Annotated in this window: 13 protein-coding genes; 7 read left to right on the top strand and 6 right to left on the bottom strand. The window is 74.5% G+C overall.

What is annotated here, in order from left to right; translation table 11 throughout:
* Positions 1 to 235: 235 nt before the first annotated feature.
* The gene (locus tag DER29_RS19835; RefSeq protein ID WP_121398691.1) at positions 236 to 1,501 is read left to right on the top strand and encodes an Ig-like domain-containing protein; all 1,266 of its coding nucleotides are present in this window, start codon (positions 236 to 238) and stop codon (positions 1,499 to 1,501) included.
* A gap of 108 nt (positions 1,502 to 1,609) precedes the next feature.
* Here the strand turns inward: DER29_RS19835 and DER29_RS19830 are convergent, their stop codons facing one another.
* Complete coding sequence (locus DER29_RS19830) at positions 1,610 to 2,629, bottom strand: SMP-30/gluconolactonase/LRE family protein (protein WP_121398690.1); 1,020 nt, start codon at positions 2,627 to 2,629, stop codon at positions 1,610 to 1,612.
* A 153-nt stretch (positions 2,630 to 2,782) separates the two neighbouring features.
* Between DER29_RS19830 and DER29_RS19825 the strand changes: the two genes are divergently transcribed.
* Positions 2,783 to 3,133 (top strand): STAS domain-containing protein, encoded by a 351-nt coding sequence (locus tag DER29_RS19825; RefSeq protein ID WP_121398689.1) that lies wholly within the window; start codon positions 2,783 to 2,785, stop codon positions 3,131 to 3,133.
* Between the two features lie 139 nt (positions 3,134 to 3,272).
* Here DER29_RS19825 and DER29_RS19820 read toward each other — a convergent pair whose 3' ends face one another.
* Entirely contained in the window at positions 3,273 to 3,656 is a 384-nt protein-coding gene (locus DER29_RS19820; protein ID WP_121398688.1) for an FKBP-type peptidyl-prolyl cis-trans isomerase, read from the bottom strand.
* Positions 3,657 to 3,845: 189 nt separating this feature from the next.
* Complete coding sequence (locus tag DER29_RS19815) at positions 3,846 to 4,421, bottom strand: DoxX family membrane protein (RefSeq protein ID WP_233599950.1); 576 nt, start codon at positions 4,419 to 4,421, stop codon at positions 3,846 to 3,848.
* A gap of 213 nt (positions 4,422 to 4,634) precedes the next feature.
* Between DER29_RS19815 and DER29_RS19810 the strand changes: the two genes are divergently transcribed.
* The gene (locus DER29_RS19810) at positions 4,635 to 5,333 is read left to right on the top strand and encodes a CBS domain-containing protein (protein ID WP_121398686.1); all 699 of its coding nucleotides are present in this window, start codon (positions 4,635 to 4,637) and stop codon (positions 5,331 to 5,333) included.
* A 429-nt stretch (positions 5,334 to 5,762) separates the two neighbouring features.
* Positions 5,763 to 6,650: a TerC/Alx family metal homeostasis membrane protein gene (locus DER29_RS19805; protein WP_199729482.1), complete on the top strand. Its 888-nt coding sequence runs from the start codon at positions 5,763 to 5,765 to the stop codon at positions 6,648 to 6,650.
* A 24-nt stretch (positions 6,651 to 6,674) separates the two neighbouring features.
* Here DER29_RS19805 and DER29_RS19800 read toward each other — a convergent pair whose 3' ends face one another.
* Complete coding sequence (locus DER29_RS19800; protein WP_121398684.1) at positions 6,675 to 7,403, bottom strand: helical backbone metal receptor; 729 nt, start codon at positions 7,401 to 7,403, stop codon at positions 6,675 to 6,677.
* Positions 7,404 to 7,547: 144 nt separating this feature from the next.
* Between DER29_RS19800 and DER29_RS19795 the strand changes: the two genes are divergently transcribed.
* Positions 7,548 to 8,417 carry a phytanoyl-CoA dioxygenase family protein gene (locus tag DER29_RS19795; protein ID WP_121398683.1) on the top strand — a complete coding sequence of 290 codons (870 nt, stop codon included), beginning with the start codon at positions 7,548 to 7,550 and terminating at the stop codon, positions 8,415 to 8,417.
* Between the two features lie 20 nt (positions 8,418 to 8,437).
* Here the strand turns inward: DER29_RS19795 and DER29_RS19790 are convergent, their stop codons facing one another.
* On the bottom strand, positions 8,438 to 9,091 hold the full coding sequence (locus DER29_RS19790; RefSeq protein ID WP_199729367.1) for a GNAT family N-acetyltransferase: 654 nt from the start codon (positions 9,089 to 9,091) through the stop codon (positions 8,438 to 8,440).
* 72 nt (positions 9,092 to 9,163) lie between these two features.
* Here DER29_RS19790 and DER29_RS19785 point away from each other — a divergent pair, with 72 nt between their 5' ends.
* Complete coding sequence (locus DER29_RS19785) at positions 9,164 to 10,048, top strand: hypothetical protein (protein ID WP_121398681.1); 885 nt, start codon at positions 9,164 to 9,166, stop codon at positions 10,046 to 10,048.
* A 303-nt stretch (positions 10,049 to 10,351) separates the two neighbouring features.
* Positions 10,352 to 11,608, top strand: a complete 1,257-nt coding sequence (locus DER29_RS19780) for a hypothetical protein (protein ID WP_121398680.1) — start codon at positions 10,352 to 10,354, stop codon at positions 11,606 to 11,608.
* 52 nt (positions 11,609 to 11,660) lie between these two features.
* On the opposite strand, the gene DER29_RS19775 is transcribed toward DER29_RS19780, so the two are convergent.
* Positions 11,661 to 12,911 (bottom strand): MFS transporter, encoded by a 1,251-nt coding sequence (locus tag DER29_RS19775; RefSeq protein WP_121398679.1) that lies wholly within the window; start codon positions 12,909 to 12,911, stop codon positions 11,661 to 11,663.
* Between the last annotated feature and the right edge of the window lie 33 nt (positions 12,912 to 12,944).

The following is a 12,944-nucleotide window of genomic DNA, read 5'->3' as shown; positions in this document are numbered from 1 at the left end:
CGACACCGACGACGCCGTCGCCCGAACCGGGACGCGGCGGCAGTCCGGGGGCCGGCCGGTGGCGCGTCGGACGATTCCGGACGGACCCGGAAACCGGCGCGTGCGGCCCTATTCCGCGCAGTGCGGGAAAATGCTTCCCATAATTGCTTTCGCGATTCCTCCGAAATTGCGCGCCCGTCCGGCGCGGCGTGGAGAGAATGTGGCTGAGGGACACCAATCAACGGGGGGACGCATCATGGAGTTGAGGCGGCGACTGACGGTGCTGGCCGTGACCATCGCGGCCGCGCCGTTGGCCCTCGGCGGGTGCACCGCCGACCGCAAACCAGGTGCCCGGCCGGCCGAGGGGCAGGCGGCGGCGCCGGAGCTGACCGTCACGCCCACCGACCGCGCCCGCGAGGTGCCGATCACCGCCGAGGTGGGGACCGCGGTAAGGAACGGGAAGGTCACCGCCGTGCGGATCACCGACGACAAGGGCGCACAGGTCGCGGCGGAGCCCCGGGAGGACGGCTCGGGCTGGGTGCCGAAGGCGCCCCTGAAGCCGCGGCGCACCTACACGGCGGAGGTGACCGCCACGGGCGACTCGGGTACGACGACGACCCGCAGGACCACCTTCACCACGATGCCGGAATCGACGAAGCCGGAAATCACCAGCACGTTGTACTTCGCCGGCGACCGGACGTACGGCACCGCCATGCCGGTGACCGTGGCGTTCGACCCACCCATTCCGAAAGAGGCCAGGGACGACGTGCAGCGCCGATTGTTCGTGAAGACGGACCCGCCGCAGCCGGGCGCCTGGTCGTGGGTCTCCGACGGCAGTCAGGCCTATTACCGGGCCCCCGATTTCTGGCGCCCGGGGACCAGGATCAGCGTCCGGGCCGGGCTGGAGGGCCTGCCGATCGGCAAGGACCGGGTCGGCGACTCCGACCGCACCGCCACCTCCCGGATCGGCCGGCAGGTGGCCCTGGAGATCGACAACGCGACCAAGCAGATGTCGGTGCTGCGCGACGGCAAGGTCGTCCGCCGGATCCCGGTCAGCCTCGGCAAGCCGAGCACGCCGACCTCCAGCGGCAAGATGGTGATCATGGAGAAGCACCAGCAGACGACGTTCGACACGCGGGGCTCTGCCGACCCATACGTGGTCGACGTCGAGGACGCCCAGCGGCTGACCTGGGGCGGCGAGTTCATCCACGGGGCGCCGTGGTCGGAGGGGGACCAGGGCAGCACCAACGTCTCGCACGGCTGCACCAACGTCTCCGCCGCCGCCGCGGACTGGCTGATGGGGGTCACCCAGGTCGGCGACCTGGTCACGGTCAAGGGCACCGAGGTGCCGTTGACCGAGGGCAACGGCTGGACGGCCTGGAACGTCAGCTGGGACGAGTTCGTCAAGGGCAGCGCGCTGCCCGTGCCGGCCGGGCTGCGGCCGTCCCCGTCGCCCGTGCCGCACCCCGGTGCGGTGGCCGGGGGCTCGCCGGCGCCGGCGCCGTCCGTCCGCGGCGGCTGAGCCGACCGTACGCACACCCGGGGGACCGGTCCGCCGCCACGCGGGCCGGTCCCCCGGCGCGTCGACCGCACCGAGGCGTTCCGCGCCGACCCCGTCCGGCGTCGCGGCTCAGCCCAGCGGCACCCGGGCCACCCCGGGACCCGTGAGGCTCCCCAGCCACAGGCGGTCGCCGTGCTGGCGGACGCCGGTGATCATGTCGTAGGTCCCGCGGGGGCCGTGCAGGGTCCGCAGCACCCGCCCCTCGCCGTCGACGAGGGCCACCAGGCCGTAGCGCAGCGGTTTCGGCTGCACCGCCGCCGGCAGCACCGCCACCAGTTGCCGCAGCCGCGGGTGGGGCAAGAGCCGCTCGACCACCGGCACGCGGGGGCTGGGCAACGCGATCCAGTACGTCCCGTCGCCCACCGGGGTCAGGTTGTCCGGGTACGCGGGCAGGTCGGCCAGCACGGTGACCGCGCCGTCGGCCAGCGCCACCCGCACCAGTCGATGGGCGGCGGTCTCGACCAGCATCAGCGCCGACTCGTCCGGGGTGAGCGCGAGCCCGTTCGGGAAGTAGAACCCGGTGCGGACGACGTCGGTGCGCCCGCTGCGCGGGTCGTACGCCAGGACCCGCCCGTTGGGTCGGTGTTCCAGCAGGTCCCGTTTCCAGTGCGCGAGCGGGAAGCGGTCGGAGGAGTCGGTGAAGTAGACCGTGCCGTCGCGGGCGACGGTGACGTTGTCGGCCAGGTGCGCCCTCGCCCCGAGGCCGCCCAGCTCGCGCACCGCCCCGTCACCGGTCACCCGCAGCAGCCCCCGGTACGCGTCGCAGACCACGAGGCTGCCGTCGAGCGGGTCGACCTCCACCCCCAGCGGCCGGCCGCCGGTGTCGGCGAGCGGCCGGGGTCGGGTGCCGGGCGGCGCGTCGACCGGCCACCACCAGAGCCGGCCGTCCTCGGTCCCGCTGACCACCCGGCCGGACGGGTCGACGACCACGTCCTCCGGGCCGGACACACCGTCGGGCAGGGGCAGCAGCTCCACGGAGTCGAGCCGCAGGTCGGCGGGTGTCCACGGCCCGTCGAGCGGCGGCGGGACCGTGGCGGGCTCGCGCACGGGGCGGATCAGCCGGGGCGCGCGACGGCGGGGGGCGACCATCGGCTCATTCTCGCCCGCCGATGTGTAGCCCGCAGGCCCTCGTCGCGTCATCCCTGAGGGGGATCCGGGAGTCTCGGGGTCTGACCCTGGGCGTACCCGGATCCGGTCCCTCAGCAGGGCGGAAATGTCGGAGGTGGGGGATAGGTTCGTCGTATGCGACAGCGCGACGACCGGCTCCACGTGGACATCACCGTGGCCGACCACGAGGTGGAGGTGCGGGCGACCGGCGAGGTCGACATCGCCACGGTCGCCGCGTTCCGCTCCGCGCTCTGGGACGCCCCGGCCCGGCCCGTGCTCCGGCTGGATCTCTCCGGCGTCCGCCTGCTCTCCGCGGCCGGGGTGCGGGCGCTGGTCGCCGCGCACCTGCGCGTCCGGGCCCGGGGCGGTGAGCTGGTGCTGGTCCGCCCCGACCCGGTGATCGAGCGGGTGCTGCGGGCCACCGGCCTGCACCGGGTCATCCCGATCGTGGACCCGTGCGCCGACCGGGAGCTGGTGCCCTGCTGACCTGCGGCGCCCGGCCTCAGGGCGCTGTGGCGAGCGGGGCCGGTGCCGACGGCGTCGTCCGCCATCCGCGCCGGCCCGTGGCCCGGCGGTTCGCCGCCCACTCAGCGGTTCGTCACCCGCTCAGCGGATCATCGTCCGCTCAGCGGACGCCGAGCAGGTCGACGACGAAGACCAGGGTCTCGCCCGGCTTGATGACGCCGGCGGCGCCCCGGTCGCCGTAACCCAGGTGCGGCGGAATGGTCAGGCGGCGCCGGCCGCCGACCCGCATGCCCACGACGCCCCGGTCCCAGCCGGAGATGACCTGACCACCGCCGAGCGAGAACTCGAACGCCTCATTCCGGTTCCACGAGGAGTCGAACTCGCGACCGTTGGAGTGCGCGACCCCGACGTAGTGGACGCTGGCCAACTGCCCCGGCTGGGCCTCCGGCCCCTCGCCGACGGTGATGTCCTCGATGACGAGATCGGCGGGCGGCGCGCCCTCGATCGGACCCACCTCGGGCTTGCCGCCTGCTGCCTGGTTCATTCGGGAGTCTCCTGCCGTTTCGGTCCTGATGTCCGTCACCCGAGATCCTGCCCGATGGCGTCCGGCCGATGCCCGGCGGTCCCGGCGCATCCGTCGCGACCGGCCCCCGGGCGACGGCGTGCCGCGGCGGGCACGCGGAAGCGGGCGTCACCGGTGGTGACGCCCGCCGAGGGGCGGTGCCGCGCCGGATCACCGCAGCCAGGGGAACCGCCGCACGATCGGGAGCTTCGCCCACGTCGCGCCCAGGCCGAGGGTCGCGCCGGCGTTGACCAGTGCGAGACCCACCAGCAGCGCCGCGTTGATCAGGTGCTCGTCCATGAAGGGGTTGTTCTCGGGAGGCAGGACGACCGTCCACATCATCACGTTGAGCACCGCTCCGGCGACGGCGGCGAGGCGCATCCCGATGCCGAGCAGCAGCGCGACGCCGATCGCGGCCAGGCCGGCCATGAAGAGCACGTCGGCCCAGGCGGCCCCGGCGATGCCGTGGTAGAAGTCCGCGAACGGGCCGGCCGCGCCGAAGGTCAGGAAGCCCTTGGTGGGGCTGCCACCGTTGATCCAGGCGTTCTTCGCCTCGGTGGCGAACCCCAGACCGAAGACCTTGTCCAGGAACGCCCAGAGGAAGGTCCACCCGAGGGCGATCCGGATGCCGGCGAAGACGTACCGGGCGGCCCGCTCCCTGGTGGTCTCGCCGGTGTGCCGGGTCTCCGCCACCGCAGCGTCGGTCCCGACGGTGGTGCGCTCGATCGTCGCGGCCATTGTCTCCACGTCCCTTCGTGTGCCTGGCACCGCGCTTTCCGGTGGCAACTCCATTGGACGCCCGCCGGCGCCGGTCGGGCAGGGCCGACCGGGCCCCACCGGACCGGGACCTTCGACCCCTCCCGTACCGGTCCGTCCGGCCGTGCCGGCCCGGTCCGGCGGCCCTGACCCGGCGGCCCGCCGCGGCCGTAGCGTCGCGGTGGGAACGACAGGGAGGTCGCGATGAGGACGTGGCAGGTGGGCGACGTGATGACCCGGGAGGTCGCGACGGTGGGGGAGGAGACCCCCTACCGGAAGATCGTCGACGCGTTGGTCCGGCGGGGCATCAGCGGGGTGCCCGTGGTGGACGGCTCCCGTCGGGTCCTCGGCGTGGTCTCCGAGTCGGACCTGCTGCACAAGGTCGAACGGGCCGGCCGCCCGGACGAGCGGCGGGTCTTCGAGGGGCGTAGGCGCCGCATTGTCCGGGAGAAGGCCGAGGCGCTGCTGGCGCGTGACCTGATGACCGCCCCGGCGGTGGCGACCTGGCCGGAGGCGACGATCTCCGCCGCCGCGCGGCAGATGGACCGGGAGTCGGTCAAGCGGCTGCCGGTGCTCGACGATCTGGGCCGGCTGGTCGGCATCGTCACGCGCGGCGACCTGCTGCGGGTGCACCTGCGCACCGACGCGGAGATCCGCGAGGACGTGGTGCAGGAGGTGCTGCGCCGGGTGCTCGCGGTGCGGGACGGGCTGGTCACCGTACGGGTGCGCGGGGGCGAGGTGACGCTCGACGGCCGGTTGGACCGGCGCAGCGCCGTCGAGCTGGCAGGCCGGCTCGCGGGGCAGGTCAGCGGCGTGGTCCGGGTGACCAGCACCCTCGCCTACGACGTCGACGACACCACGCTCACCGATCCGGACACGGCCCGGATCACCCCGGTGGCCTGAGGGCCCGTGCGGGCCCGGTCCGCCTGACGCCCGTGCGGGCCCGGTCCGCACGACGCCTGGGCGGGCCGGTCCCCCTGACGCCCCGTGCCGGTCCGGTCTGCCTGAAAGCCGTGCGGGCCGGCCCGCCGGTGAAATCGAGCCGTCCGGCCCGCCGGTGGCATCGAACCGTCCGGGCCGGTGGCATCGACTTGCCCGGACCGCCGTCGGCCGGTGGGCGGCTCGCCTAGGCTCGAATCGGACGCGCTCCGGGCCCGCCTCCGGGCCATCGGGGCGGCCCGCGCCGCAGGCCGCCGGGGCGTACCCGGGCCGGCCGGGTCAGGGCGTCGGGAGCGGAGCCGCCGTCGGGGAAGCGGAGGACGCCGGGTGGACGAGGCGACGTTCGCGGCACCCCTCTGGGCCTGGGCGGCGGTGGGCGCGGTCATCGCCGTCATGCTCGCCGTGGACCTGCTCTCCCACCGCGACGACCACGTGATCGAGCTGCGCGAGGCGCTGCTGTGGAGCGGCGTCTGGATCACCGCGGGGCTCACCTTCGGCCTGGTCATCTGGCTGTGGCGGGGCGGCGAGCCGGCCGGGGCGTACTTCTCCGGCTACCTGCTGGAGAAGGCGCTCTCCGTCGACAACGTCTTCGTCTTCGCGCTGTTGTTCGGGTACTTCCGGGTGCCGGCCGCGTACCAGCACAAGGTGCTCTTCTGGGGGGTCGTCGGCGCGCTCGCGTTCCGGCTGGCCTTCATCTTCGCCGGCGCGGGGCTGCTGGAGCGGCTGACCTGGGCCGGCGTCGTGCTCGGCGCCTTCCTCATCTGGACGGGGTGGCGGCTCGCGGTACGCGGCGAGCCGGACGTCGACCCCGACCGCATCGTCGCGGTGCGGGTGTTCCGGCGGCTGGTGCCGACGGAGCCGGGCTTCCACGGCGGCCGGTTCACCGTCCGGGTCGACGGCCGGCGCAGGGCCACGCTGCTGCTGGTGGCGCTGGTCGCGATCGAGGCCACCGACGTGGTCTTCGCGATCGACTCGGTGGCGGCGATCCTGGCCATCACCACCGACACGTTCCTCGTCTGGACGGCGACCGCGTTCGCCGTGCTCGGTCTGCGCAGCCTCTACTTCTGCCTGGCGGGGCTGCTGCGGCACTTCGGCTACCTGCGGTACGGGCTGGCCCTCCTGCTCGCCTTCGCCGGGGCGAAGCTGATCCTGGCCGAGACGCCGGTCGGCAAGCTGCCGGTCTGGTTGACCCTCGCGGTGGTGGTGCTGACGCTGTCGGTCGCGATCGGGTGGAGCATCGCCGACGCCCGTCGGGAACGACGCCGGCGGGCGCGCGGGTGACCGGTCGAGGTGGGGCCGCGGCGGTCAGCCCGGGTGCACGACCGGGTCGGCGAGCTGGGCGGAGAGCACGGCGGGCGCTTCGGCGAGCGACGGGCCGTACCAGGTCAGGTGCCTGCCGGAGAGCAGGGCGCAGGGGGTGCCGGGGAACGCCTCCGGCCCGTCGTCGGCGGTGAAGCGGTACGGCTCGTCGGGCAGCACCACCAGCTCCGGCGCGCGGTCGCGCAGCTCGTCGAGGCTCGGCCGGGGATAGCGCTCGGCGTCGTCGGCGTACGCGTTGGTCACGCCGAGCCGGCGCAGCACGTCGCCGGCGAAGGTGTCGGCGCCCAGCACCACCCACGGCCGCCGCCAGACCGGCACCACCGCCCGGCGGGCGGGTCGGTCGGCGGGCAGCCCGGCCCACGCCCGGCGGGCCACGGCGAGCCACTCCGGTTCGGCCGGGGCGCCCAGGTCGCGGAGCAGCTCCGCCAGCTCGGTCAGCGCCTCGTCGACGGTACGCGGATAGGTCACCCGCACCGGCACACCGGCGGCGGTCAGCGCGTCGGCGTCCTCCCGGCGGTTCTCCTCGACGTTGAGCAGGACCAGGTCGGGTCGCAACGCGCGCACCCGGTCGAGGTCCGGGTACTTGGTCCCGCCGACCCGCGCCACGTCCAGCCCGGCCGGGTGGGTGCACCAGTCGGTGGCGCCGACCAGCAGACCCGGCAGGGTCAGGGCGACGGCCTCGGTCAGCGACGGCACCAGCGAAACGACCCGCACCCCGCGCACCTCCCCGGTCCCGTGCGCCGACCACCGGCGTACCGGTCGATCATGCCCCGACCCGCCGCAGGGGTCGCGGCCCGGGCATCCCTTGCGACGTCTCTACAACGTTGTAATACTCGGCTGGTCCCGTCAGGAGGTTCGATGAGGTCCCACTCCACCGCACCCGCGCCGCGTACCGACCAGCCCGCCGCCCCCGTCGAGGAGGAGGTCCCCCTGGAGGCGCTCGGCGACCTCTACCGGGACGGCATCACCGCATGTCGGGGAGCCTTCGCCGTGGACTGGGTGGACCGGGTCGGCGAGGACATCGAGGCCGCCTTCCGGGAGGCCCGCTCCCGTCCCGACGGCGCGGTCGGCCGCGGTCCGCAGCGGTGGTACGTGGAGATCCACCCCGAGCAGTTGCGCGGCTTCGTCGACCTGGTGACCCACCCGTGGGTGGTGTCGGTGTGCCGGGCCGTGCTCGGGCCCGACTACCAGATCGTCGAGCTCGGCTTCGACATCCCGTTTCCCGGCGCGGCCATGCAGCCGTGGCACCGGGACTTCCCGATGCCCGAGGACACCCGCCGGCAGCGGCGGCTGACCTCGCTGGCCTTCAACCTCACCACCGTGGACACGGTGGAGGAGATGGGCCCGTTCGAGATCGCCCCGGGCACCCAGTGGGACGACGGACGGGACTTCGACCACCAGATGTTCCCGCCCCGGGAGCGCTACCCCCGCTACGCGCAACGGGCGGTCCGCAAGTACCCGCAGCGCGGCGACATCTCCGCCCGGTCCGCGCTCACCATCCACCGCGGCACCCCGAACGTCTCCACCCTGTCCCGCCCGGTGCTGGTGCTCGGCGTCGACGCGCCGGGAGCGGGCAACGCCGAGCACCACGACATGGCGGTCACCCGGGAGTACTGGGCGGGCCTGCCCGAGCAGGTACGTGCCCACCTGCCCTGCCCGGTGGTCGACGCCCTGACGCCGATCCGGCAGAAGCACACCATCGAGGGCCTGGTGATGGGGGCGGAGTGACCCGGGCGGCCCGCGCCGGCCTAGTCGGCGTCGCGGCGCAGCCAGCGCTGCCGGGTCAGCGCGTACTCCACCTCGCCGTGCTCCGCGCCGTCGATCGTCTCCGGCCAGTCCCCGACGTACGTCCGCACGAGCCGTAGCCCGGACTTCTCCATGACCCGACGCGACGCGGCGTTGACGGACATCGTGTTCGCGGTGACCCGCTGCACGCCGAGCGCGGTGAAGCCCGTGTCGATCAGCGCCCGGCAGCCCTCGGTGGCGAGGCCGACACCCCAGGCGGAGCGGCGCAGCCGGTAGCCCAGCTCCACCTCGCGGGCGTCGCCGTCGCGGGTCGGGCGGAACTCGAACCAGCCCAGGAAGTCGCCCGACCCCCGGCGCAGCGCCGCCCACCACCCGAGTCCCGGCGGTCGTCGGTAGTGGGCAAGGATCCGGGGCAGGACGCGCTGCCGGACCGTCTCGGGCGGGGTGGGGCGCCCGCCGGTGAGGTACCGCATCACCTCGGGGTCGCCGTCCAGCTCGACGAGCAGGTCGGCGTCGTCGGGGGTGAACTCGCGCAGCACCAGCCGCCCGGTGGAGAGGAAGACGCTCACCCGCCCATCCCACCGGCGCGGGCGGGGGACCTCAAGCGAATTGCGGTCGTACGTCCCGGGGGAGGACACCACCACCACGCCGGTCATGATCGACGGCCTAGACTCGCCCCGGCCGACGCGTCGGCCTCCGATCGGCGGCGGGACGGACGGATCAGGCGGATGACGGGCACCGGTGGTGGGGACGGCTCCTGGCTGCGCGCGGTCGCGGGGGACGGTGGGCGCGGCCCGCTGCTCGCCCGTAACGGCCAGCTCGTGCACGGCCCCCGCCGGCTCGGCGAACTGGTGCAGGGGCGTCCGCCGGGCGTCACCGGCAGCCAGTGGAGCACGGCCAGCCGGGAGGGCTACGACCTCGTCGTCTGCGCCGCCGACACGGCCCGGCCGGTCTTCGCCGTCGAGATCGGCCCCGTCGCGGCCCCCGGCTCCGCCGGGCAGCGGGTCGAGCGGCTGAAGAACGCGGTGGCCGAGGCGGTCGGCCTGGCGGTCCTGCGCATCGGGTCGTCGACGCTGCGGGCCGCGGAGCACGGGCGCCGGATCGTGACGTACGTGATCGACGCGCGCGCGTACGCGGCCCTCGACGCAGGGGAGCCCGACGACACCGGGGTGCCCCCGGTCGGCTTCCGCGACATCCTCGGTCGGCTGCCCGACGGGCGGACCGGGCACGTCAACGACCTCGGCGCCCTGGCCCGGGCCGCCGCCGTCGAGGCGTACGTGGCGCGGCGGCTGGCCGACCCGATCGTGCGGGGGTTGCACCTGCGCTGGACGGGCGGGCCGGCCGAGGGGTGGAGCTGGGTGCGGGTGCGCCCCGACGCCTGCCTCGTGGAGCGGGTGACGGTGCACGCCCAGCGCGTCTCGGCCGGGGTGGATCCGGGGCGGCTGGCCGAGGACCTGGCGGCGGTGGCCGTCGGCGAGCGGCTGCGCGCGCCGGACGCCGCCGGGCCGGTCCTGACGCCCTGGGACGAGTTGCTCGCCGAGATCCGGCGGCTGGAGTCCCGGCACGGCGACATGACGGGCGGCTTCGCGTTCGCCCACCTCTGCGCGGACTGACCGCTGCGCCTCGGCGCGCCACCGGTCGCCGGCCCGACGCACGTCACCGGTCGATGCCTGGGCCCCTTCCGAATTCCCCGAATCGCGTTGAACCTTCGCGCCGGACGTCCCGTACTCCTGCGGGAATGGACAGGATCTCCCCGACCGCGCCGCGCGGCGCGGCGGACGGTGCGGAAAGGGCATCGTCGGCCATCGACGTGCCACCGGTTCGCCGCGACGGCCCCCGTCGGGGTGTGCCGCCTCAATTCCGTCGGTCCGCCGAGATCTCGAACCAACCACCGGATCGCGAAGGAGAGCAATTCGATGCGCAGGTCCACACGGGCGCGCCGGTCATCCGGTAGCGCGCGGAGCAAGCGACTGCTGGCCGTCGTCGGCACGCTCGCGGTCTTCGGCGGGATCGTCGCCGTGACCCAGATCTCGTCGGCCGAGGACCGCCGGTCGACCTCCACCCGACCGGCCTCCGCCGCCTGCGTGGAGCCCAGCCCCGGCGCGACCGCGCCGAGCGGGCGGGGCACCAGCCGGACCTGGCAGGACGGCCGGTGGGTGCGCAACCACTGGGGGGACGGGCAGCAGTCGGTCGCCGAGTGCGAGCAGACGCGGGGCGGCGGCGCCGACAACGGCGGCTCGGCCGTGGCCTGCCCGGACGTGGCCAGCCGGCTCCCGCGGGTGCCCGACCGCGCCCGCGCCGAGGTCGACCGGAACCTGAACCTGTTGCAGACCCAGATCGCCGAGGCGGACCGGCGGCTGGCCGCCGAGGGCCGGCGGGGCGAGGAGTTCGTCCGCACCTCGATCCTCCAGCCGCTGGCCGGCAAGCGCCGGGCGACGCTGGGGCGGATCACCGTCGCGATCGACCGGGTGGGCCCCCGGCCGCAGGGCCTGGCCCGGCTCGCCGAGTGCCAGGTGGCCCCGACCGGTAACGACGGCGGCGGCAACAACGGTGGCAACAATGGCGGTGGCAACAACGGCGGCGGTGGTGACGACGGTGGTGGTGGTGACAACGGTGGGCCCGGTGCCGGGCTGGGGGTGATCGCGAACGACTGCGACGACAGCCGGTTGCAGCCGCACGACGGTTTCCAGAACGGCAACCGCTGCGTCAGCACCGCGTTCGGCGAGGTCGGCGCCGCGGCGAACAATCCGTCGCTGCTGATCACCGAGTTCCCCGACCGGGTGAACGCGAACCAGCCGTTCACCCTCCGGGTCTCCACCCGCAACCTCGTGCGGGACCGCTTCCTCGCCGCCGGGCAGGGCGGGTACTACGTGGAGAGCTCGCTGCTCAACGAGCAGGGACTGGTGCGGGGCCACTTCCACACCGCCTGCCGGATGCTGGACAGCCTCCGGCAGCCGCCGGAGCCGCAGGAGGTGCCGGCGTTCTTCGTCGCCACCGAGGACAGCCGTGGTGGCGCCGAGCCCGACGACGTGGTCATCCAGATCCCCGGGCTGCCCGGATCCGGCACCGCCCAGTGCGCGGTCTGGGCCGGCGACGGCTCGCACCGGGTGCCGATGATGGAGCGGGCCAACCAGACCCCTGCCTTCGACGTGGTGCGCATCGAGGTCGGCTGACCACCGGCGGGGGGCGGTCCGGGGCGTACCTCGGCGGCCCCCGCCGGTGCGCTCACACCAGTGCCGCCGCCTCGCGCGGAACCGTCGGCGTCGCGGCGGCCCGCAGGGCGGCGATCCGCCGGGCCCGGGGCCGGACCGCGGCGAGGTTGCCGGCGGCCACCAGCAGAGCCAACCCGAACAGGCCCAGCCAGAGGACGTCGGTGGAGAACCGGGCGGCGACCAGCCCGCCCACCGTCGGCCCGGCGAAGCTGGCGAACGCGTAGCCGAGCGAATAGACGCCCTGGTAGCGACCGCGCTGCGCGGCCGGCGCCAGGTCCGCGGTCAGCGCCGAGTTCGACGGGGTCATCAGCATCTCGCCGAGCGTCCAGACAGCCACCGTGAGCGCGTAGAACCAGACGACGTCGGCCAGGGCGGTCAGGGCGAACCCGACGCCGATCACCACGACCGCGACCGCGATGGTGCGGGACCGGTCGAAGCGGCCCACCAGCCGGGGCACGAAGAGCTGTCCCAGCACGATCATCAGGCCGTTGACCGCGATGACCGGCCCGTACGCCGACGCCGGCAGTCCGTCGGCCTGCAACGCCACCGGGAGCATCACGCTGCCCTGGACGCAGAGCCAGGCCAGCCCGGTGAGGGCGGTGAAGGTCAGGAAGACCCGGTCCCGCAGCACGGTGCCGAGCCCGCCGGAATCGGCGCGGGTGAACTGCCCGACGGTCACCGGGGCGGGGCGCGACTCGGGCACCTTCAGGCCGATCAGCGCGGCGGTGCCGAGGAGCACCGCCGCGTTGATCGCGAACAGCAGCAGCGGGTCGACCCGGACCAGCAGGCCGGCCACGGTCGCGGCGACGGCGAACCCGATGTTGATCGCCCAGTAGTTCAGTGTCAGCGCCCGCAGCCGGTCCCGCTCGCCCACCACGTCGATGATGGTCGCCGTGAAGGCCGGCCGGGCGACGCCGAGGAAGAGCCCGAGCAACAGGGTCAGGGCCGCGAGCGCCGCCGGGTGCCCGCTGAGGCCCAGCGCCGCCGCCGCGGTCGCGGCGGCGACGTTCCCGGCGAGCATGGCGGGCCGTCGCCCCCACCGGTCCGCGACGATCCCGCCGAGCACGCCTCCCGCCGCGCTGCCGGCCCCGTGCAACCCGATCACGATCCCGGCGTACGCGGGGCTGAGGTCACGTACCGACACCAGATAGACGCCGAGGTAGATGGCGACGAAACTGCCCAGCCGGTTGATCAGCGTGGCCGTCCAGAGGTACCAGAAGGTGCGCGGCAACCCGCCGGCCGTCTGGCTCCACCATCGCGTCATCCGCCACCCCCGAGATCCGTGCAGGTAATGCTC

Source organism: Micromonospora sp. M71_S20, from assembly GCF_003664255.1.
Classification (GTDB): Bacteria; Actinomycetota; Actinomycetes; order Mycobacteriales; family Micromonosporaceae; genus Micromonospora.
The sequence above is the reverse complement of the archived record's forward strand: the minus strand, read 5'-3'. Positions and strand labels throughout refer to the sequence as shown.